The organism is Rhodobacteraceae bacterium LMO-JJ12 (assembly GCA_021555075.1).
Classification (GTDB): Bacteria; Pseudomonadota; Alphaproteobacteria; order Rhodobacterales; family Rhodobacteraceae; genus JAKGBX01.
This window is the reverse complement of sequence record JAKGBX010000001.1, coordinates 2,425,297-2,447,676: the sequence shown is the minus strand read 5'-3', so window position 1 is coordinate 2,447,676 and position 22,380 is coordinate 2,425,297. Positions and strand designations below refer to the sequence as shown.

The 22,380-nt window shown below is 60.3% G+C and carries 19 protein-coding genes and 1 other RNA gene; 14 read left to right on the top strand and 6 right to left on the bottom strand.

Annotated features, from left to right (window positions below; translation table 11 throughout):
• Nucleotides 1-28: 28 nt before the first annotated feature.
• Entirely contained in the window at nt 29-1,498 is a 1,470-nt protein-coding gene (locus LZG00_11760) for a leucyl aminopeptidase (GenBank protein MCF3594670.1), read from the top strand.
• Between the two features lie 22 nt (nt 1,499-1,520).
• Entirely contained in the window at nt 1,521-1,988 is a 468-nt protein-coding gene (locus tag LZG00_11755) for a DNA polymerase III subunit chi (GenBank protein MCF3594669.1), read from the top strand.
• Between the two features lie 133 nt (nt 1,989-2,121).
• Here LZG00_11755 and LZG00_11750 read toward each other — a convergent pair whose 3' ends face one another.
• From LZG00_11750 to LZG00_11725, 6 genes are all read right to left on the bottom strand, one after another.
• A complete protein-coding gene (locus LZG00_11750; protein MCF3594668.1) occupies nt 2,122-3,423 on the bottom strand; it encodes an FAD-binding oxidoreductase in 1,302 nt (433 codons plus the stop codon).
• On the bottom strand, nt 3,420-4,793 hold the full coding sequence (locus LZG00_11745; GenBank protein MCF3594667.1) for a glutamine synthetase family protein: 1,374 nt from the start codon (nt 4,791-4,793) through the stop codon (nt 3,420-3,422). The genes LZG00_11750 and LZG00_11745 overlap by 4 nt, the downstream gene beginning before the upstream one ends.
• Entirely contained in the window at nt 4,790-5,482 is a 693-nt protein-coding gene (locus LZG00_11740; protein MCF3594666.1) for a type 1 glutamine amidotransferase, read from the bottom strand. Before LZG00_11740 ends, LZG00_11745 begins: the two co-directional genes overlap by 4 nt.
• A gap of 57 nt (nt 5,483-5,539) precedes the next feature.
• Nucleotides 5,540-6,856, bottom strand: coding sequence for a glutamine synthetase family protein (locus LZG00_11735; GenBank protein ID MCF3594665.1), 1,317 nt, complete (start codon nt 6,854-6,856; stop codon nt 5,540-5,542).
• 309 nt (nt 6,857-7,165) lie between these two features.
• Nucleotides 7,166-7,516, bottom strand: a transfer-messenger RNA (tmRNA) gene (ssrA, locus tag LZG00_11730).
• Between the two features lie 40 nt (nt 7,517-7,556).
• Entirely contained in the window at nt 7,557-8,288 is a 732-nt protein-coding gene (locus tag LZG00_11725; GenBank protein MCF3594664.1) for a GntR family transcriptional regulator, read from the bottom strand.
• A 179-nt stretch (nt 8,289-8,467) separates the two neighbouring features.
• Here LZG00_11725 and acuI point away from each other — a divergent pair, with 179 nt between their 5' ends.
• The 12 genes from acuI to LZG00_11665 all read left to right on the top strand — a co-directional run bounded on the left by acuI (nt 8,468) and on the right by LZG00_11665 (nt 22,303).
• Nucleotides 8,468-9,460, top strand: coding sequence for an acryloyl-CoA reductase (gene acuI / locus LZG00_11720; protein MCF3594663.1), 993 nt, complete (start codon nt 8,468-8,470; stop codon nt 9,458-9,460).
• Nucleotides 9,461-9,550: 90 nt separating this feature from the next.
• Nucleotides 9,551-9,970, top strand: coding sequence for an HIT family protein (locus tag LZG00_11715; GenBank protein MCF3594662.1), 420 nt, complete (start codon nt 9,551-9,553; stop codon nt 9,968-9,970).
• A gap of 240 nt (nt 9,971-10,210) precedes the next feature.
• Complete coding sequence (locus LZG00_11710) at nt 10,211-10,627, top strand: universal stress protein (GenBank protein MCF3594661.1); 417 nt, start codon at nt 10,211-10,213, stop codon at nt 10,625-10,627.
• Between the two features lie 49 nt (nt 10,628-10,676).
• Complete coding sequence (locus LZG00_11705; protein ID MCF3594660.1) at nt 10,677-12,311, top strand: BCCT family transporter; 1,635 nt, start codon at nt 10,677-10,679, stop codon at nt 12,309-12,311.
• 126 nt (nt 12,312-12,437) lie between these two features.
• The gene (locus LZG00_11700) at nt 12,438-13,658 is read left to right on the top strand and encodes an aminotransferase class V-fold PLP-dependent enzyme (GenBank protein MCF3594659.1); all 1,221 of its coding nucleotides are present in this window, start codon (nt 12,438-12,440) and stop codon (nt 13,656-13,658) included.
• Nucleotides 13,659-13,666: 8 nt separating this feature from the next.
• Nucleotides 13,667-15,088, top strand: a complete 1,422-nt coding sequence (locus LZG00_11695) for a DNA photolyase family protein (protein ID MCF3594658.1) — start codon at nt 13,667-13,669, stop codon at nt 15,086-15,088.
• A 60-nt stretch (nt 15,089-15,148) separates the two neighbouring features.
• On the top strand, nt 15,149-16,363 hold the full coding sequence (locus LZG00_11690; GenBank protein MCF3594657.1) for a cyclopropane-fatty-acyl-phospholipid synthase family protein: 1,215 nt from the start codon (nt 15,149-15,151) through the stop codon (nt 16,361-16,363).
• The gene (locus tag LZG00_11685) at nt 16,363-16,812 is read left to right on the top strand and encodes a TrgA family protein (GenBank protein MCF3594656.1); all 450 of its coding nucleotides are present in this window, start codon (nt 16,363-16,365) and stop codon (nt 16,810-16,812) included. The genes LZG00_11690 and LZG00_11685 overlap by 1 nt, the downstream gene beginning before the upstream one ends.
• Before the next feature lie 28 nt (nt 16,813-16,840).
• Nucleotides 16,841-17,977 (top strand): gamma-glutamylcyclotransferase, encoded by a 1,137-nt coding sequence (locus tag LZG00_11680; GenBank protein ID MCF3594655.1) that lies wholly within the window; start codon nt 16,841-16,843, stop codon nt 17,975-17,977.
• A gap of 86 nt (nt 17,978-18,063) precedes the next feature.
• Entirely contained in the window at nt 18,064-19,107 is a 1,044-nt protein-coding gene (locus LZG00_11675) for a cysteine synthase A (GenBank protein MCF3594654.1), read from the top strand.
• Nucleotides 19,104-21,590, top strand: a complete 2,487-nt coding sequence (locus LZG00_11670; GenBank protein MCF3594653.1) for a DUF3772 domain-containing protein — start codon at nt 19,104-19,106, stop codon at nt 21,588-21,590. Before LZG00_11675 ends, LZG00_11670 begins: the two co-directional genes overlap by 4 nt.
• Nucleotides 21,587-22,303 (top strand): alanyl-tRNA editing protein, encoded by a 717-nt coding sequence (locus LZG00_11665; GenBank protein MCF3594652.1) that lies wholly within the window; start codon nt 21,587-21,589, stop codon nt 22,301-22,303. Before LZG00_11670 ends, LZG00_11665 begins: the two co-directional genes overlap by 4 nt.
• Nucleotides 22,304-22,380: the final 77 nt, after the last annotated feature.

Here is a 22,380-nt window from a genome sequence, read left to right as displayed (position 1 = left end):
GGCAAAGGACAAACTTGGAGCAGAAACAATGGCCGGATTGGTGGGATTTTCCTTCGTTGAGACGGATATCGAGAAGATTGCAGAAGCCACGGGCCGCGTGGCGGTGATCGTTGGGGCAGAGGGCAAGCTCGACCGTGCTGCGCGCCGGGTGAACCGGCTTTGCCGCGGGGCGCTGGCCCGGTTGCTCGAAACCGATAGTTGGAAGAAAGCCAAGCAAGGCGACGTGATCAGCCTTGGGTATCCGTCGGGTCTTGTGACCGAGGCGTTGGACGTTGTGAAGCTCGACAAGCGCCCGTCAGTCAAAGACGCGCGCAAAGCCGGGGCCGCATTGGCCAAGGTTCTGGGCAAGGCGGGAATGCTCTTGTTGGCGGGCAACACGGGCAAGGCGGATGAGATTGTCACCGGGTTGGCCCTGCGCGCATACAGCTTTGAGGTGCACAAGACAGCTGATCCCGCCGAGCGTGGCGATGTTCTGGTCATGGCGTCGAAGGCGGATGATTTGAAAGCGGCTTGCGCTGCGGGGTTGGCCGTTGCGGAAGGGGTGCATTTTACCCGTGACCTGGTCAATGAGCCGGCCAATCATCTGACCACCACCAGCTTTGCTGAACGTCTGAAAGATATGGAGAAGCTGGGGCTCAAGGTGGAAGTGCTTGAAGAGAAGGCGCTGGAAAAACTTGGGATGGGTAGCCTTCTGTCGGTTGGCCAGGGGAGCGATAGCCCCTCAAAGGTTGTTGTTGCCCAGTGGCTTGGCGGCGAAAAGGGGGCTGCGCCGCTGGCGCTTGTCGGCAAGGGTGTGGTGTTTGATACGGGTGGTATTTCTCTGAAACCCGCAGCCGGCATGGAAGACATGACGATGGATATGGGCGGCGCCGGTGTGGTCGCGGGCGTGATGCGCGCGCTGGCGCTTCGCAAGGCCAATGCCAATGTTGTCGGATTGATCGGGCTGGTCGAAAATATGCCTTCGGGGCGGGCCACGCGGCCCGGTGATGTCGTCACCTCGATGAAGGGCGACACGATCGAGGTGATCAACACCGATGCCGAAGGTCGTTTGGTTCTGGCGGATGTGATGTGGTATGCGCAGGACCGTTTCAAACCTGTCGGGATGATTGATCTTGCGACGTTGACCGGTGCGATCGTCATCGGGCTGGGGCACACCAAAGCAGGTGTCTTTTCCAACGATGATGCAATCTGCAAAGCGTTCCTGAAGGCCGCTGAGGTCGAGGGCGAAGGTGCCTGGCGGATGCCGCTTGACCCGGAATATGACGAGCTCTTGAAGTCGCGAATTGCCGATATGAAGAATGTGGGCGGTCGCCCTGCTGGGTCGATCACGGCGGCACAATTCCTGCAACGCTTTGTGAAGGATGGTGTGCCTTGGATACATCTTGATATTGCCGGGGTCGCATCGGTGAAGTCGGAAACCGCGCATGCGCCCAAAGGGGCCACGGGCTGGGGTGTTATGGCGCTTAACCGTTTGATACAGGATGGTTATGAGGCGTAGTTCAAGTTAAAGTTGAGGTGTTATGGGCGCGATTTTCTTCTATCATCTGACCCGTCGCCCGTTGGAGGCGGTGCTACCTGACCTGCTGGTGCGGTCGCGCGAGCGGGGTTGGAAGGTGATCGTGCGCGGCCAAGATGCGGCGCGGCTTGACTGGCTGGACCAAAAGCTATGGCTGGGGCCAGAAGATCAATTCCTTGCCCATGGGAAGGCGGGGGGAGAACATGACGCGCTTCAACCTGTGTTGCTTACGGCAGATACGCGCAACCCCAACGGCGCGAATTGTCTGATGGCGGTGGACGGTGCCGAGATCAGCGCGCAGGAAGTGACGACGATGGAGCGGGCCTGCATCCTTTTTGATGGCAACGAGGCGGCCGCCTTGTCGGTGGCGCGCGTTCAGTGGAAGACGCTCACCGATGCGGGATGCGAAGCGCAATACTGGTCCGAAGAGAGCGGTCGCTGGGAGATGAAAGCGAAAGCGGGTGGTGTGTGATTTGGATGTGTCTGTTTATGTGCGTTCGACTGGGCCACGTTGACGGGGCGACCCATTAAAACCGAAGGAGTCGACCGCAATTGCGGGTGCCTGCGGCGGGGATATTTCTGGTCAGAGGAAGCCGGGGGGCGGTTCAGATGCCGAGCCGGTCGCGGGTGGCATACCAGGTCATCGCCAGCGCCAGAAGCGGGGAACGCAGAGCGGTGCCGCCGGGGAAGGGCCGCGTAGGAATGCGCGCCATGGTGTCGAAACCTTCTGCATCACCCTGAATAGCCTTGGCCATCAGCTTGCCCGCGTGGGTGGCAGTGCCGACACCATGGCCGGAATAGCCCGAGGCTGAGAGGATGTTCTTGCCCACACGCGCGAGATAGGGCAAACGGCGCAGGGTGATTGCCAACGTGCCGCCCCAGGTGTAGTCGAATGGTATGTCCTTGAGATGCGGGAATATTTCGGCCATCGGCTTGCGCACCGTGCGGTCGATATCGGGGAATCGATAACCATAGCTTTCGCCACCGCCAAATAGCAGGCGCTTGTCGGAAGAAAGACGGAAATAATTGACCACGAACTTGCTGTCGGCCACTGCGACATCGCGGGTCAGCACGCGCGCGGCGTCCTCTCCCAGCGGTTCGGTCGCGGCAATGAAATTGTTGATCGGCATGACCCGGGCGGCGACCCGGCGGTTGAGCCCACCGAGATAGCCGTTGGCGGCGAGGATGACATGGGTGGCGCGCAGCTTGCCCGCTTCGCAGCGCAACTCGTGTGGGGCGCCCTCAGCTATGTGATGTACTTGGCTACGTTCGAATATTCGTGCACCGGCTTGCTCGGCGGCGCGAGCCAGACCGAGTGCGAAATTCAGCGGGTGAAGGTGGGCGGCGCCCATATCGAGCGAACCGCCGACATATTTGGGCGAGGGGCAGAGCGCTTGCATGGCCGCCTGATCGAGCAGCTCTATTTGATCATATCCATAGTGTTTTTGCAGATGTTCGCCGTAGGCGTGCTCATGGGCCACATCCGAGGCATTGAAACAGGCATGGGCCACGCCGGGCCTGAGATCGCATTCAATGGCGTGATCCTTGATCAGGGACTTGACCAGATCCTTGGCCTCTTCCGCTAACGTCCACAGGTGGCGGGCATCGTCGCGTCCCATCAGGCGTTCGATTTCCGCCTGTTCCTGGCGTTGGCCCGAGCCCAACTGTCCGCCATTGCGCCCGGATGCACCAAAGCCGACGCGATGGGCTTCGAGCAGCACCACATCAAGCCCGGCCTGAGCCAGGTGCAGTGCCGCAGATAGTCCGGTGAAGCCGCCGCCGACGATCGCTACATCGGCGTGGTGTTCGCCCATGAGCATTGCGCGGTCGGCAGTTTCATTGGCTGTGGCGGCATACCAACTGGGCGGATGCTGGCCGCGTTTATCGTTGGAATAGAGCAGGTTCATACGTTCAACAGCAGATGCTCGCGCTCCCAAGGGCTGATCACATGCAGGAACTCTTCGTATTCCTTGCGTTTGACGATAGAGTAGACCCGGGCAAAATCAGGGCCTAGAACGTCATGAAACCCCTTGGCTTCGTCGAAAAGATCAAGCGCCGCGCCCATTTCGCGCGGGATGTCTTCTTCTCCTTCATAGGCGTCGCCCTTGAACTGCTTGTCGGGGCGTTTCTCTTCCATAAGGCCGAGATATCCACATGCCAGCGAGGCGGCGATGCCGAGGTAGGGGTTGCAATCCATCCCTGCCAGACGGTTTTCCACGCGGCGTGAAGACGGCCCAGAAAGCGGCACGCGAATGCCGGTTGTGCGGTTGTCGCGGCCCCATTCCAGGTTGATCGGGGCGGCGTGGTCGCGCACGTAACGGCGAAAGGAATTCACATAGGGCGCGATCAGCGCGATGGCGGATGGCATATGGTTCTGCAACCCGGCAATAAAGTAAAAAAATGCATCAGTTTCACCACCTTGCGGGCCGGAGAAGATGTTCTCTTTGGTGTCCTTGTCGATCACGGAATGGTGGATATGCATGGCCGATCCTGGCTCATCCGCGATCGGCTTGGCCATAAAGGTGGCATAGCAATTGTGCCTTAGCGCGGCTTCGCGGATCAGGCGTTTGAAATAGAACACTTCGTCGGCAAGTTTCACTGGGTCGCCGTGCACCAGGTTGATCTCGAGTTGACCGGCACCGCCTTCCTGGGTGATGCCGTCGATCTCGAAGCCCTGGGCTTCGGCGAAGTCATAGATGTCGTCGATGACGGGCCCGAATTCGTCAACGGCGGTCATAGAATAGGCCTGACGGGCGGCGGCGGGGCGACCGGAGCGGCCCATCATCGGTTCGATTGGCTTGGCCGGATCGAGATTGCGCGCGACGAGATAGAACTCCATCTCGGGGGCGACGACCGGCTCCCAGCCCTGGGCGTGATAGAGGGCGACGACGCGCTTGAGGACATTGCGGGGCGAGTAGGGGATCGGCTTTTCCTTGCGGTCAAAGGCGTCGTGAATCACCTGGAGGGTCCAGTCGCCGGTCCAGGGGGCGGCGGTGGCGGTGGTCATGTCAGGCTTGAGGATCATGTCGCGTTCGATGAAACCTTCTTCGCCGGCAGCTTCGCCCCAGTCGCCTGTAATCGTTTGATAAAATATCGAATCCGGCAGATGGAAATAATTCTGACGGGCGAATTTCGACGCCGGGACCGCCTTGCCGCGGGCGATGCCTGGCAGATCGGAAATGATGCATTCGACCTCGTCGAGTCTATGGCCTTCGAGGTAGGCTCTGGCGGCCTCGGGAAGCGTCTCTAGCCAATTGTTTTCAGTAGGTTTTTTCATTGTTGGTGCTCCGCAGAATGCGCGCTGAGAAACGAGGCCATGAGGTTGGCGAAACTGGCGTTGTCGAGGGGGGTGGAGAGGGCGGATTTGGCGCGGTCGAGTTGATCGTCGGGGACGACACCGCGGCCGCGCTTGTCGATCAGACCGGCGATGAAAGTCGCGCCATACTCTGGATGTGGTTGAATTGTCAGGATATTTTCGCCAATCATCATGGCGGCGTTGGCGCAAAAATCGCTTGAGCCGATGACTTTTGCGCCAGGTGGATTTTGCACCACCTGATCCTGGTGCCAGGCGTTTAGCGTCATGTTTTGTCCATTTATTTCATATACTTGCGGGCCAACTGACCAGCCTCCGGAGAACTTTTCAACCTTGCCGCCGAGGGCCTGCGCAATGATCTGGTGGCCAAAACAAACCCCGATCAGCGGGCGATTCGACGCGGCGATCTCGCGGATCAAGGCTTTGAGGGGCGCGATCCAGGGGTGATCTTCATAGGCACCATGGCGTGATCCGGTGATTAACCACCCGTCGCAAGCCATTGCATTTTCGGGAAAAACACCATCAACCACGGCAAAGGTTTCGAACGTGAAACCATGGCCGGACAGGAGCTTAACGAACATTTCATCATAGTCGCCGGTCTCGGGCAGGAGGGTGTCGGGGGCGTGACCGGTTTGAAGGATGCCGATTTTCATAACGAGGCTCATTTGATCAAATTTGTTGTGGGCGCCAGAGGCGCGTCGGGCCTGCGCTCAGACCGTTTCGAGATAGGATTTCCATTGTTCTTGCGGCGCGATATCGGCGAATTTTCGTATTTCCTGACGCTTGGTATAGCATAGGTTGCGGATCAGGTCTTGGGGCAAGAGGCGCGCAATCAGCGGATCGTTTTCAAACGCGTCGACAGCACCTGACCAGTCGTCGGCGATCTGCGGCAAGTCGAGATCATAGGCGTTGCCGGTGATCGGGGCAGGCGGTTCGGCTGCGTCCTCAATGCCTGCCAGAGCAGCGCCGAGGATTACCGCGAGGGTGAGATAAGGATTGTTGTCGCCCCCCGAGACGCGGTGTTCGATGCGCCGCGCCTTGGGGCTGCCGCCGGGGACGCGAATTGCAGCGGTGCGATTGTCATAGGCCCAGCAAATGCCGGTGGGTGCGTGATTGCCGGGAACCATGCGATCATAGGAATTGGCATGCGGCGCAAAGACCAGCGTGGAGGCGCGCTGTGCATTCAGACAGCCCGCGATGGCGTGGCGCAACTGCGCGGAACCGGCGGCCGTTCCATCGTTGAAGATGTTGTTGCCCTGCTCATCGAGAACCGAGAAATGCACATGCATGCCGCTGCCGGTATCATGCGCAAAGGGTTTGGCCATGAAGCTGGCGGCCATGCCGTGTTGCCGCGCAAGGCCTTTGACTAAAGCCTTGAAAAGCCAAGCATTATCGGCGGCTTCCATGGCGTCGGAATGGGTCAGATCAATCTCGAACTGGCCAAGACCGGCCTCGGAAATGGCGCTTTGGGCAGGGATGCCCATGGCGTCGCAGCCCTCGTAAAGCTCGGTGAAGAAATCATCGAAGGCGTCGAGTTGGCGCAGGCTGAGGATTGCCTGACCTTGCAGCGGGCGGCCCGAAAGCGGGTTGATCGGCGGGGCCGGGGATTCACCACTGTCATCGACCAGATAGAACTCCATCTCGGCGGCGGCTTCGACACGCCAACCACGGGCGGCATAGCGTTCAAGAACGCGCGCAAGGGCATGGCGTGGATCGCCCTCGAACGGGGTTCCGTCTTCGTGATACATCCACATCGGCACCAGCGCCGAAGGATTGTCGAGCCAGGGCATCGGCAGCGCGCCGCGTTCGGTCGGGCGCAGGATGGCATCGGCATCGCCGCTGTCAAACACCAGCGGGCTGTCGTCGATATCGGCGCCCCAGATATCGACGTTGAGCACCGAATAGGGCATCCGCACAGCGCCCTCATCCAGCTTGTCGATGCTGGAAATCGGCAACCGCTTGCCGCGCATCTGGCCGTTGAGGTCGCAGGCTACGGCGCGGAAAGTGTGAAGGGGCGAGGTGTCCATGAGAGGTCCGACGTTTTGAAATTTGATCAAAATATCAGTGGGCCGCGTGGAAAAGTCCAGCGATTTCGCAAACAAAAGAGTTAATCGCACCGGACGCTGGGACTGGCGGGGGGTGATTTGCGGCTGCTGACTGGCTGCCAGGCGTATGACATCGAAAAGCTGAATAGGTTAAGGCGCGTTAAGGTTAACCGAACGGGCGATGGTCTCGGGGGGCCAGCCATTTGCGCCCGTTCTGATTCAGAAATAGCGCATCGGATTTCAGGATAGAGACAGGGTCGCGGAACCGGAGGATTTGCAGGGGGGGAAGAAGGTGCAGGCTTCTGTTGCCAGGTGCCTGCGGACCCCGCCAAACGCTGCAAAGCGAGAGGACTTAGGTTTTCGATACCTCGAACCGCTTACGCGGCCAGAGCCATCGGAGCTTTGTTGTCATTTGCAACTAGCTTGTTCGGGCCGATACGGTGGCACCCCGCCGAGACAAAGCAAACCCCTTTAGACGTTCGTCGATCCTGTTTCGACCCCATGATCCCCAAATGAAGGATGTTTGGTGGAGTCGCCGGGTACCGCCCCCGGGTCCGATCCGCTTATTACGAGCGCGTTTATGTCCATAGCCCCCAAGGGAGCAAAACGAATATAGGCGCTTGTCCAAGCGATTTGAAGGGGCAAAGCAGAACCGGAGTCGGGAAAGCGCCGTAAATTTGTGTCACGTCGCCGATTGACGTTGTTGCATGATTGTCCGGCCCAGATGCAGCGTATAGTCGGCAAGTTCCTTGAGCGCGGCATCGGCGGCGGCGGCGTCATGTGTTTCGAGCGCATCGGCAATGCGGCTGTGCAGATCCACGATCGCGCCCCGTGATCGGGCCGTGAAGGTGATCATGTTCATCAGCGGCTGCATGGCCTCGACCGCACCGGCCAGTTGATAGCTGAGCACGGGGTTGCCCGCGCCGTCGACCAGCGCGCGGTGAAAGGTCACGTCGGAGTCGCAAAAGCCTTCGTCCGAAAGATCGGTCTGTGTCTGGCGCTGGATTTCGCGCCGCATGGTGGCCAGTTGATCGGCGGTGCGGCGTTGGGCCGAAAGCGACGCACAGGCGCGTTCGAGCGCATAGCGCGCCTCGCAGGCGGTCTCGAAGCTGACCGCGTTCATCGACAAGAGCAAGGTCGAGGTGGTAATCTGTTGCTTGTAGGCGTCTTTGAAGTCGAGCCGGTTGACGAAGGCGCCGCCGGTTGCGCCGCGTTGGGTGCGGATCAGGGATTGCGCCGCCAGCCGCTTGAGGGCTTCGCGCACGGTGGAGCGCGAGACCGAGAATTGTTCGGAGAGTTCGGCTTCGGAGGGCAGGCGTTCATCAACGATAAGCGCGCCGGAAATGATCGCGTCGCGGATCGCCTTGGCGATCTGGGCCGAGAGGTCGGCGGGGCTGTCGGGGTCGAGCTTCAATTGTCAGACATTTCTGCTTGCGCCGTTGTGGCAATTGTCTGACATTAAGCATGAGAGTGGCGAGTCGCCAAGTGGTTTGGGAGTATTTGCGGGAAGATGGGGGCGCTGCCCCCAAACCCCCGGGATATTTTTGGCAAGATGAAATGGGGTGTGGGTGCCCCGCAAAAAGGATGGATGAGATGTTTAATGCGTTGGTTGTGCAAAAGGACGAAGAGAGCGGCAAGACCTCTGCCGCGGTGACGCAGATCGGGTTGGAGGATTTGCCGCAGGCCGAGGTGACGGTGGCGGTGGAGTATTCCACGGTGAACTACAAGGACGGGCTTTGCATCGGGCCGGGTGGCGGGCTGGTGCGCAAGTATCCGCATGTGCCGGGGATTGATTTTGCCGGGACAGTCGAGGCGAGCGACGACGAGCGCTATAAGCCGGGCGACAAGGTTGTTCTGACGGGATGGCGCGTTGGCGAGGCGCATTGGGGCGGTTATTCGCAAAAGGCGCGGGTCAGGGCGGATTGGCTGGTGCCGTTGCCTGAGGGGTTGGATACGCGCAGCGCTATGGCGGTGGGCACGGCCGGGTTGACGGCGATGTTGAGTGTTATGGCGTTGGAGGATCACGGGCTGAAGCCGGGGCATGGCCCGGTGCTTGTGACCGGTGCGGCAGGCGGGGTCGGGTCGGTTGCGACCGCGATCCTGGCGCATCTGGGGTATGAGGTGGCGGGTGTCACCGGGCGGCCGGAGACGGCGGATTACCTCAAATCGCTGGGCGCGAGCCAGATCGTGGCGCGCGAGGAGATCAACGAGACCGTGAAGCGCCCGTTGGAGGCGGAGACCTGGGCGGGGTGTGTTGATGCCGTGGGCGGTGCAATGCTGGCGCGGGTGTTGGGACAGATGAAATATGGCGCCTCGGTTGCCGCCGTGGGGTTGGCAGGGGGGGCGGGGTTACCTGCGACAGTGATCCCGTTCTTGCTGCGTGGCGTGAACCTTCTGGGAATCGACAGCGTGATGCAGCCCTATGACAACCGGCTGCGTGCGTGGCAGCGGATTGCCAGGGATCTGCCGATGGACAAGCTGGACGCGATGATCCAGCCGGCGACGCTGGCCGATCTGCCCAAGCTGGGGGCTGATATCCTGCAAGGGCAGGTCAAGGGCCGTGTGGTGGTTGATGTGAACGCATGAAAAACCGGCGCGGGCCTGCCAAAGGGTGGTGTTAGCCCGCGTCGCTTGGGCGTAAGCTTGGGCCTGACGGATGATTCACGGAGGTTTCCCATGAGCTATGACACTGACAACATCTTCGCCAAGATTCTGCGCGGTGAGATCCCTTGCGAAAAACTTTATGAGGATGACGATACCTTCGTGTTCATGGATATCATGCCGCGTGCGGACGGGCATTGTCTGGTGATTCCCAAGACTCCGGCGCGCAACATGCTTGACGCCAGCCCGGCGCAGTTGGCCGCGTGCCTCAAGACCGTGCAAAAGATGGGCCATGCGGTGATGGCGGCGTTTGGCGCCGATGGCGTGACGGTGCAGCAATTCAACGAGGCGGCAGGCGGGCAGGAGGTGTTTCACCTGCATTACCACGTGTTGCCGCGTCATGAGGGCGACAAGTTGCGCCCGCCGGGAAAACAGGAAGATTTCGCCGTGATCAAGGCCAATGCCGACAAGATTCGCGCGGCATTGGGGGCGTAGTCATTTACCCTGATCGGGGTGCCAGGCGGCACGGGTGATGCCGGTTTCGGGCCATAAAATGCCTTATCGGTTTGAACTTGCCCGCCTGCGCTTGTTAGGTTGGGCATCCTAGGGGCATTCTGCGGACCCGCCGTGGACCCCCACAAGCCACTGAGCGCGAAGGATAGGCGGAATAAGACCGCCTGTCCGGTGATTTGAGCCACTAAGAGCCTTCGCCCGCGCCGGAACGGAGGGAGAATCGTGTTTAAAAATATTATGGTGCCAGTCGATCTGGCACATGCGGGCGATCTTGTGCGCGCGCTGCAATGTGCCGGAGATCTGGCCAAGCACTATGGTGCGACGATTACCTATGTCGGGGTGACGGCTTCTGCGCCGAGCGCCTTGGCGCATAACCCGAACGAGTATCAGGCCAAGTTGGCCGAATTTGCCGGGGCGCAGGGCAAGGCGCATGGGGTGACCACGTCAGCCCATACGGTGATCAGCCATGACCCGACGGCCGATCTGGATGATGCTTTGCTCAAGGCGAGCAAGGAACTCAACGCCGATCTGGTGGTGATGGCCAGCCATCTGCCCAATCTGACCGACTATATCTGGCCGTCGAATGGCGGCAAGGTGGCGGCACATGCGAAAGCGTCGGTGATGGTGGTGCGTGGCTGAGGCCAGCATATTCCGAACACACAATTTCTTTTGAATAGGGAGGCCGGGTATGGCCGAGGAAACAGACAATCAGGGTATTCCCGCGCCAGAGGGCGCGTCGGATATCATCGACACCGACTATGAAGTCGGACAAGACAACATAGAAGGCAATGTTGGCCCATTCGGCTTTGACATTCACAACCCTGTTTTCATGATTTCAGGGATGGCGATCGTTGCCTTTGTCTTTTATGCGCTGGCGCTGCCCGAACAGTCGGCGGGTGTATTCAAGTGGCTGTTTGACACGGTAACACATCAGTTTGACTGGTTCTTTCTGGGTGCAGCCAACATTTTTGTGCTGTTTTGCCTTTTCCTGATCGTATCGCCTTGGGGCAAAGTGCGGCTGGGCGGCAAGGATGCGACGCCCGATTATACCTATATCGGTTGGTTCGCGATGTTGTTCGCCGCCGGGATGGGGATCGGGCTGATGTTTTTTGGCGTCAGCGAGCCGATGAGCCATTTCTCGTCGTCTCTCGGAGGCACCGCCGCGGAGGGCGGCGCACGTACCGACTGGGCGCCACTGGGCGCGGCCGGGGGCGATGAAGCCCAGGCTATCCGGCTGGGTATGGCGGCGACGATCTTTCACTGGGGTCTGCACCCTTGGGCGATCTATGCGGTTGTGGCGCTGGCGCTGGCTTTGTTCACCTATAACAAGGGGTTGCCGCTGACCATTCGCTCGGCGTTTTACCCATTGCTGGGCGATCGGGTCTGGGGCTGGTGGGGTCATGCGATCGACACGCTGGCGGTGTTTGCCACGCTGTTTGGTCTGGCGACATCGCTGGGCTTTGGCGCGACGCAGGCGAATGCGGGGCTGAACGAGTTGTTTGGCATTCCAGTGGGGTCGACAACCCAGGTGGTGCTGATTTCAGTCATTACCGCAATTGCGCTGGTGTCGGTTGTGCGTGGGCTTGATGGCGGTGTGAAAATACTTTCGGAACTCAACATGGGGCTGGCGTTTCTGCTGCTGATCTTTGTGTTGCTGGTGGGGCCGACGATCTATTTGCTGAAGCTGTTCGTGTCGTCTCTGGGGGCATATTTCCAATATCTGCCGGCTCTGTCGAACCCGATTGGGCGTGAAGATGTGAACTTTAGCCAAGGCTGGACTGCGTTCTATTGGGCGTGGTGGATCAGCTGGTCACCGTTTGTCGGCATGTTCATCGCCCGGGTTAGCCGGGGTCGCACGGTGCGTGAATTCTTGATCTGCGTGCTGTTGATCCCGAGCATGGTCTGCGTGTTGTGGATGAGCGTTTTCGGCGGCACGGCGCTCTATCAGGTGGTTACCGAGGGCTATACGGTGGCACAGGAGGCCGTGTTGGAGTTGCAGTTGTTCAAGATGTTGGATGTGCTGCCGCTGGCTTCGATCACCTCGTTGATCGGGATCGTTCTGGTGATTGTGTTCTTCGTGACATCGTCAGATTCCGGGTCGTTGGTGATTGATACGATCACGGCGGGCGGCAAGATCGACGCGCCGGTGCCTCAGCGGGTGTTCTGGTGCATCTTTGAAGGTGCGGTGGCGATTGTGCTGTTGGTTGGTGGCGGGTTGAAGGCCTTGCAGTCGATGGTGATTTCGACGGGTCTGCCGTTCACGCTGGTGCTCTTGCTGATGTGTTATGCCATTTTCCGGGGGCTATTGTTGGAAGAACGCTGAAAAAAAGGGCTTTGCAGTCAAGGAAAAGGGCCTCGCTTGCGGGGCCCTTTTCGTTTGTCACGCAGGGGGACGGGCGGGCGTGACGCGCGCCTTGACGCTTGGCGAAATCATCGTAGGGTTTGAGGTATGGATCTGGATATCAATTTCGTGCGGGCGCAGTTTCCCGCCTTTGAAGTGCCGTCTCTCAAAGGGCAGGCCTTTTTCGAGAATGCCGGGGGGTCTTATACCTCGCGCTTTGTCATTGACCGGCTGATGCGGTTTTATCGCGAACGCAAGGTGCAACCCTATGCGCCCTATGAGGCGAGCCGATTGGGTGGCGCCGAAATGGACGAGGCGCGCGCGCGTCTCGCGGCGCTTCTTGGGGTTGAGAGTGACGAAGTGTCTTTTGGCCCGTCGACGACGCAGAACACCTATGTTCTGGCGCAGGCGTTTCGCCAATGGATGAAGCTGGGCGAGGCGATCATCGTGACCAATCAGGACCATGAGGCCAATACCGGGCCCTGGCGGCGGCTGGCCGATGAGGGGATCGAGATCAGGGTTTGGGAAATTGATCGCGACACCGGGCATCTGGATACGGATGCGCTTGAAGACCTGCTGGACGAGAGCGTGCGGCTGGTGTGTTTTCCGCATTGCTCGAATGTGGTGGGCGAGATCAACCCGGTGACCGAGATCACGGCGCTGGCGCATGCGGCGGGGGCGTTTGTCTGTGTCGATGGGGTGTCTTATGCGCCCCATGGTTTGCCCGATGTGGGCGAGTTGGGGCCAGATATTTACCTTTTCTCGGCCTATAAGACCTATGGGCCGCATCAGGGGATCATGGTGATCCGGCGGGCGCTGGGCGAGGCGCTGCCCAATCAGGGGCATTATTTCAACGCCCATACGCTTTACAAGCGGTTTACCCCGGCGGGGCCGGACCATGCGCAGGTGGCGGCGAGCGCGGGCATGGCCGATTATATCGACGCATTGGCCGAGCATCACGCGATTGGCGGCGACGCAACGGCGCGCGGCATTGGTGTGCATGATCTGATGCGCGAACATGAGCGCAAGCTGTTGCAGCCGCTCTTGGATTATCTGCGCGCCAAGAACGGCGTGCGCCTTCTGGGGCCGAACGATGCGGGGCTGCGTGCGCCGACGGTGGCCGTGCAATTGCAAGAGCCGGGCGCGGTGGCGGCCGAGCGGTTGGCGGCGCATGGTATAATGGCGGGGGGCGGCGACTTTTATGCGGTGCGCGCGCTCAAGGCCTGTGGCGTGGACCCTGAGAAGGGCGTGTTGCGGTTGAGCTTTGTGCATTACACCAGCGAGGATGAGGTTACGCAGTTGATGGAGGCGTTGGAGCGCGAATTGTGAGCGCGCCAATGCAGCCGCAAATCTGGTGGATCCGGCGCGATTTACGACTGACAGACAACCGGGCTTTGCGGGCGGCGGCCAGCGCGGGGCCGGTGATTGCGGTGTTTATCCGTGATGCATCCATCGACGCGCTGGGCGCGGCGGCGAAATGGCGGTTGGGCGTTGGGCTGGAGGCGTTGCAAGACTCGTTGGCGGCGGCGGGCAGCCGGTTGATCCTGCGATCGGGAGAGGCGGGTGCTGTGCTTGGCGCGCTGATTGGCGAAACCGGGGCGGGCGGCGTGCATTGGCAGCGGCTTTATGATCCCGAATCGCGAACGCGCGACGAGAGGATTAAATCTGACCTGAAAGCCGCTGATATTACAGTGGAAAGCCATCCCGGCATGTTGTTGCATGAGCCTTGGGAGGTGCGCACGGGGACGGGCGGGCATTACAAGGTTTTCACGCCGTTCTGGAAGACGATCCGCGGCGTTGATCCGGGCGCGGCGCTGGGCCTGCCGGCCGGGATCGCTGCGCCGGATCGGTGGCCTGTGAGCGAGGCATTGCAGGGCTGGGATTTGGGTGCGGGGTTGCAACGTGGACGCGCGGTTGTGGCCCGCCATCATGCGCCGGGTGAAGCGGCGGCGCGAGAGCGTCTGGAGGGGTTTCTGGACGACGCGATGGAGGGCTACGCCGAGGGGCGCGATGCGCTGGGCGAGGATGGCACGTCGCGATTGTCGGATTACCTTGCCTTGGGCGAGATTTCGCCGCGCCAGATCTGGCAGAGCGCAGCGCGATACAGGGCCGAAGGAGCGGGGGGCGCCGAAGCGTTCATGCGCCAGCTTGCATGGCGCGACTTTGCCCATCATCTGATGTTTCACGACCCTAGGTTGCTCAACGAGAATTGGCGTGAGGGCTGGGCGGATTTCCCCTGGATAAGTGACCCGGAGCATCCGCATTTCATCGCGTGGCAGCGGGGGCGCACCGGGATTGCGCTGGTGGATGCGGCGATGCGCGAGCTTTATGTGACCGGCAGGATGCACAACCGCGCCCGGATGCTGGCCGCCTCATATCTGACCAAGCATTTGATGATTCACTGGAAGTTGGGGGCCGCTTGGTTCGCCGATTGCCTGACCGATTGGGATGCGGCGAGCAACGCGATGGGCTGGCAATGGGTGGCGGGGACCGGGCCGGATGCGTCGCCCTATTTCCGGGTGTTCAACCCCGATACGCAGGCAGAGAAGTTTGACCCCGACGGGCGCTATCGCAATCGCTGGTTGGCGGAAGGAACGCGCGCGCCGACAGAGAGCGCGTTGGCGTTTTATGACGCCATTCCGCAGAGTTGGGGGGGGGCGGCGGATATGGCGCGGCCTACGCCGGTGGTGGGCTTGGCCGAGGGACGCAGGCGCGCGCTTGAGGCGTATTCGACGTTGAAAAACGGCCAAACAAGGTAATTCTTGCCAGAACTTGCGCGGCGTCCTAGCTTCGGGGGCAGGATGTGCAGGAGGGAAAGGATGGTCCTGACGTCAACCGAAGGGCAGGAGAACCTGCCGCGCTTTTTTGCCAGGGTGTTTGAAACCGCCACGCGTATGCGGGTGGGCAGGCTGGATTTCGTGTTGCCTGATGGGCGCCGGTTTCGTGCCGAAGGCAAGACCGCCGGGCCGGTGGCCGAACTGCATTTGCACAGCATGGACGTATTTTCGCGGCTGATCCGCGAGGGCGAGCTGGGCTTTTGCGACGCCTATCTGGAAGAGCAATGGAGTACGCCTGATTTGCAGGCGTTTCTTGATCTGCTCAATTCCGGCAATGACGAGCTTTACCGCGGGTTTCCCGGTCAATCGCTGGTGCGCGCGTTTGAGCGGCTGCGCCACTGGATGAATTCTAACACCAAGGAGCAGGCGCGCGAGAACATTTCCTATCACTATGACCTGGGCAATGAATTCTATGCGCTGTGGCTGGATGATACGATGACGTATTCCAGCGCACTTTTCGAAACCGGGCAGGAGAGTCTGGAGGCGGCGCAGAGAGCAAAATATGCCGCCATGGTCGATCAGCTGGGGCTGCGTCCGGGCGATCACGTGTTGGAAATCGGCTGTGGCTGGGGCGGGTTCGCCGAATATGCGGCCAAGGAGCGCGGGCTGCGGGTGACCGGGCTGACCATCAGCGAAGAACAGTTGAAGTATGGGCGGGAACGGATTGAAAAAGCCGGTATTTCCGATTTGGTCGAGTTGAAGATGCAGGACTATCGCGACGAGACGGGGCGCTATGACGGGATTGTCAGTATCGAGATGTTCGAGGCCGTTGGCGAGAAATACTGGCCAGTCTATTTCAACAGGGTGCGCGATTGTCTGAAACCCGAGGCGCGCGCGGTTTTGCAGATCATCACGATTCATGAGAAGCGCTTTGAGGTCTATCGCAAGGGCGTGGATTTCATTCAGAAATACATCTTTCCCGGAGGCATGCTGCCGTCAAAGACCGCGCTTCAGGCCGAGATCGTGAAAGCGGGTATGACGGTCGAGGCGATGCGGGCGTTTGGCGAAAGCTATTCACAAACGCTGCGCCGCTGGCATGAGGAATTCAACGGAAAATGGGACGAGGTGAGCGCGTTGGGGTTTGATGAGCGGTTTCGCCGGATGTGGAATTTCTATCTCACCTCTTGCGCGGCGGCCTTTCATGGGGGTAACTGCGATGTAGTCCAGATAACGGTAAGCAACCCGAGACCCACCTGATGCCAACATCCTATCGACTTGTTTCTGCTCTGCTTTATGCCGCGCTGGCTTGGGTTGTTTCGGATTTGGTAATGGATGTGATCACCGCTGAAACGCAACGGCAGAGTTTCGGAAGCTTTCAACTGGTCAATGCTGCCATTGGTATTCTTGTGGGATGGATCGTCGTCGGCAAGCGATTGGGATCGGATTATGTGACGGCGATAGGGATCGGCTTTACCGGTATGTTGACGCTGGTGTTCTGGTGCCTGTTTGCGCATTCGTTTGCCGAGATGCTGCGCCTGTCGTTGGCGCGCCGCTATGACGGGCCGGTTGAGGCGATTGTCTCCGTATTCAAACTGGGCATCGACTATGCTGGTTATCTGGCGCATGGCTCAATTCTCGGCGTGTTGCTTGTGGGCGGCATGTTGGCAGGGGTGATTGGTGAGTTCGTCAAGCGCCGCTGGAGTTGAATGATTTGCCACAAGCTATTGTTATAAAATGATAAACTTATTCTTGTATGGCACCCTGCGCCATTCCGCGCTGCTTGAGCTTGTGGCCGGGAAATCTTGGAGAGCACTGGCACCAGAGGCGGCGCGTCTTGAGGGGCATCGTGTGGTCTGGGCCGACGGGCACAGCTTTCCTTTGATCGAAATGGCCGAGGAGCAGAGCTGTGACGGGCTGATATTGCGCGATGTCGAGGGCGAAGTTCTGGAGCGGCTCAATCACTATGAGTTGGGCTTTGGGTATGATCTGAGAGAGGTCAGTGTGCGCAGCGATGCCGGGGTGGAAACGGCGCATGTGTATTTCCCGCAGCCCGGATTGTGGCAGGCCGGTGCGCCGTGGTCGCTTGCGGATTGGGTGCGCGATTTCTGGCCGTTGACCCGGTATTCGGCGCGCGAAGTGATGGGGTATATCGGGGTGCTGAGCGGCGCGCAGATAGCGGACCGCTACAAGATGATCCTGACCCGCGCGGCTGCCAGTCTTTTGGCGGAAAACGAGCGGACGCCGACCGAATATCGCTGTGAAAAGGGGCGGGAGGACGTGGATCTGTTGGCACAAGAGGTCAGCCACGCCGGATATTTCCTGCTAAAAACGTTGCAGTTACGTCACATGCGCTTTGATGGCGAGATGAGCGGCGAGATGGAACGCGAGGTTTTCGTCGCGGGCGATGCGGCGACGGTTCTGCCTTATGATCCGTTGCGTGACCGGGTGATGGTGATCGAACAGATCCGCATGGGCGCCTATGTGCGCGGTGATCGGCATCCTTGGTTGCTGGAACCGATTGCGGGGCGAATCGACGGGTTCGAAACGCCCGAGTCCACGGCCCATAGGGAAACTGAGGAAGAAGCGGGGCTGCAGTTGCACCGGCTTGAACCGATCGCGCGCTATTACGCTTCGCCGGGCTATTCCACCGAGATGTTTCACAGCTATGTCGGCATTACCGATCTGCCCGATGCGGCGGCGGGGCTGGGCGGGGTGGCCGATGAGCAGGAGGACATTCGCAGCCATGTGTTGAGCTTTGATGCCGCGATGCGCCTGATTGAGACGGGCGAGGCCAATGACGCCCCGCTTGTCGTGTCGCTTTTGTGGCTGGCCAAGGAGCGTGAGCGGCTGCGCGCAATGGCGAAGGCGTGACTCTGCCGGTGGCTTCGCGGCTTGAGTTCGCGGGCGCGGAGGCCTACATCTGAACGCGGATTGAACGCTACCCAAGGACCGCACGCATGACTTTTCAGCCGATTGCCCAAGATCTCGCCCAAGCCGTGGGCAATACGCCTCTGATCAAGCTGCGCCGGGCCAGCGAAGAAACCGGGTGCACCATTCTGGGCAAGGCCGAGTTTCTCAATCCGGGGCAATCCGTCAAGGACCGTGCCGCGCTTTTCATCATCCGCGCGGCGATTGCCGATGGTACGTTGAAACCCGGCGGCACGATTGTTGAGGGCACCGCGGGAAACACCGGTATCGGGCTGGCTCTGGTCGGGAGTTCGATGGGGTTCAAGACGGTGATCGTGATCCCCGAGACCCAGAGCGAAGAGAAGAAGGACATGCTGCGGCTGGCGGGAGCCGAGTTGGTTCAGGTGCCGGCCAAACCCTATCGCAACCCGAATAATTTCGTGCGCTATTCCGAGCGTTTGGCGCGTGAGCTGGCCAAGACCGAGCCCAACGGGGCAATCTGGGCCAACCAGTTTGACAATGTGGCCAACCGACAGGCGCATATCGAGACCACCGGTCCCGAAATCTGGGAGCAGACCGGCGGCAAGGTGGACGGATTTATCTGTGCTGTCGGCTCAGGCGGGACATTGGTGGGCACGGCGATGGTGCTTCAGCCTAAAGGCGTCAAGATCGGTATCGCCGATCCGATGGGGGCGGGGCTTTACAGCTATTACACCACCGGCGAGATCAAGATGGAAGGCGGCTCGATCGCTGAAGGCATCGGGCAGGTGCGCATTACCAAGAACCTTGAAGGGTTCAAGCCCGATATGGCCTATCAGGTGCCGGACGAAGAGGCGCTGCCTTATGTGTTCGATTTGCTTGAGCATGAGGGGCTTTGCCTTGGTGGTTCTTCCGGGATCAATGTGGCTGGCGCGGTGCGCATGGCGCGCGAGATGGGGCCGGGGCACACGATTGTCACGGTGCTGTGCGATTATGGCACGCGCTATCAGACCAAGTTGTTCAACCCGGAGTTCCTGCGTGAGAAATCTCTGCCGGTGCCAGAATGGCTGGATCGTGCGCCCAAGGATATTCCCGAAGTATTCGAGGCCGAATGATGGCGCTTTGGCGCGCCTCCTTGTGGCTGCTTTTGTCGCTGACTCTGACGGTCTCGGCGGCATTTGGTCAAAGCGAAAGCACTGTTGATTACGACGCCTGGTCGCGCACGGCGCTCAGGGCGGAAAACTCGATTGAGGCGGGGCGCGCGTCAAATGTGGCCATGGAGGCGCTGCGCGCCGAATTGGTGGGCTGGCGTGAAAAGTTCAACGAGGCGCAATCGATCAACGCCAAGACCATTTCCGCAGTGCAGGCGCAACTTTCAGCGCTTGGACCGGCGCCGGAAGAGGGCACGGAAGCTGAAGATATAGCGGCACAACGCCAGGAGCTGAAAGAGCGGCTGGAGAAGATTACGGCCCCGAAACGGGCGGCCGAGGTCGGGCTTTCACGCGCCAATGTGCTGATTTCCGAGATTGACGCGCTGCTGCGTGAACGACAGGCCGAGGCGTTGCTGGCGCGTGGGCCGACACCGCTCAATCCGACGCTTTGGGCAGAGGGGGTGACCACGTTAGGCGACTCTCTGGTCAACATCCAAAACGAGGTCGCGGCGGCGTGGACCAATCCGACGCAGAATGCGGCGTTTCGCGAGAACCTGCCGCTGGTGATTGCGCTGGTGGTGGTTGGGCTGGTCTTGTTGGTGCGCGGGCGGCGCTGGATGTTGCGGTTGGCGCAGGGGGTGATGGCGCGCCGCCGGACGCCAGCCCGCTGGCTCTGGGGGTTTGTGCTGTCGCTGGGCCAGGTGGTCTTGCCGATGATCGGTCTGCTGGCTCTGATCTCGGCGGTTTATATCTCGGAGATTGTCGGGGTGCGCCTGGCACCTTTGTTGCAAGAGATCGCGAATGCCGGGCTGATGATTCTGGTGGCGCTTTGGATCGGGGTTCGTTTTTTCCCCAAGGGAGAGGCGCAGATCGCGCCTTTGATACTCTCGCCGGAACGGTTGCGCGAGGGGCGGCTTGTCACCGGGCTGATCGGGTTGGTACTGGCATTGAGTGGGGTGCTCAAGGAGTTGGCGCGCTTTGACACTTGGTCGGAGAGCGCGCGCGGGGTGATCCTGTTTCCGTTGATTGTGTTGGGTGGGATACTGGTCTGGCGGATGGGGGTGTTGCTGCGCACGCATGGCGACGCGGTCAAGGCGCAGGCCGAGGAAACCGAGGAACCGCCGCGCTATACGGAACGGCTTTATCGGCTGGTCGGGCGCGCGTTTGCGGTTCTGGCGTTTGTGGCGCCGTTGCTGGCGGCACTGGGGTATCTGCGCGCCGCAGAACGCAGCCTGTTCCCGCTGTTGGAATCGCTTTTGCTCATGGGGTTCGTGCTGATCCTGCAACGGGTTCTTGCCGAACTTTATGTCTTGATACGTCGGCAGGAAGAGGCACGCGAGGGGTTGGTTCCGGTCCTGACGGGCATGGCACTGGTTCTTCTGGCGGCGCCGCGTCTGGCGCTGATCTGGGGGGTGAGCCAGACCCAGCTTGACGAACTGTGGCGCCAGGCGTTCGAAGGGTTTCAGATCGGTGATGTGACCATCAGCCCGACGGTCTTCATGAAGCTGGCGATCGTGTTTGTCATTGGCTTGACGCTCACCCGGTTGTTGCAGGGCACATTGAAGAACACGGTTCTACCGAAAACCAAGATGGACATGGGCGCGCGCAATGCGTTTGTGTCGGGTATTGGGTATATCGGCATCTTCCTGGCTGCTCTGATTGCCATTACCAGCGCGGGGATCGACCTGTCTTCACTGGCTATCGTGGCAGGGGCGCTTTCGGTCGGGATCGGTTTTGGCCTTCAGAATATCGTTTCCAACTTTGTATCAGGCATCATCCTTTTGATAGAGAGGCCGATTTCGGAGGGCGACTGGATCGAGGTTGGGGGTGTCCACGGCACGGTGCGCGACATTTCGGTGCGCTCGACCCGGATCGAGACTTTTGACCGCACCGATGTGATCGTGCCAAACGCCGATTTCGTCACGGGCAGCGTGACCAATTATACCCGTGGCAATACCATCGGGCGGGTGATCGTGCCTGTCGGGGTCGCCTATGGCAGTGATACCAGGCGGATCGAGGAGATCCTGAGCGAAATCGCCCATGCGCAACCGATGGTTTTGGCGAATCCTGCGCCGAGCGTGATTTTTCAGGGTTTCGGCGCGGATTCTCTGGATTTCGAGATACGCGCGATCCTGCGGGATGTGAACTGGATCATGAAGGTGAAATCCGAGATCAACCATTGTATCGCCGAGCGCTTTGCCGAAGAAGGCATCGAGATCCCCTTCGCGCAGCGTGATATCTGGCTTCGCAACCCGGAAGTGTTGAGCACCCCGGCGCGCGCGGTGACAGAGGCCGAACCGGAGCCGGAAACGAAGCACGAGACGGCGCATGAGACCGGGCAGGGTACGGTGCAACGGTCGGGGGCGGTCCATCTTGACGCGGACGATTTTGAGGCACGCGACACAGATGAAGACGCCGACGGAGATGGCGACGGAGACGGAAGATGACCGAGATGCTATTTCGCCAGGATGCCTATCTGCGCGAGACCGAGGGCCGGGTAAAGGCGCTCACCCCAGAGGGGGGAATCGTGCTGGATGGGTCACTGTTTTATCCCACCGGTGGCGGGCAGCCCGGCGACAGCGGTATGCTCGACTGGGGCAGGCAGAAGATTGAGATCGCCACGGCCGTGAAGGGGGATGGTGAGGATATCGTGCTGGTGCCTGCCGCTCCCACAGCCTTGCCACCTGTGGGAACGGTTTTGGCACAGAAGCTCGATTGGGATCGTCGCCACCGCCACATGCGTGTGCATACCGCGCTGCATCTGTTGTCGGTGGTTTTGCCGCTGCCGGTGACCGGCGGGCAGATCGGAACCGAGAAGGGGCGGCTGGATTTCGCTATGTCCGACCAGATCGAGGAACGCGACGCGATCGAAGACAGGCTCAACGCGCTGATCGACCGGGATCTTGTGGTAACTGATGGCTGGATCAGCGAGGCCGAGCTGGATGCCAACCCGGCGTTGGTCAAGACGATGTCGGTGCAACCCCCGCGCGGCAAGGGGCGGATCAGGCTGGTGCGCATTGGCGAGGCGGAAACCCAGGTCGATCTGCAGCCCTGCGGCGGCACCCATGTGGCGCGCACGGCCGAGATCGGGCGCATTCGCCTGGGCAAGATCGAAAACAAGGGCAGACAGAACCGTCGGGTGAATATCCACCTGGATTGACCCGCAAGGCGGGTATTCCGCCACAGCCTTCGACGCCGCGATATGATAGGATGATGCTGCGCTTCTGCGTTGGTAGG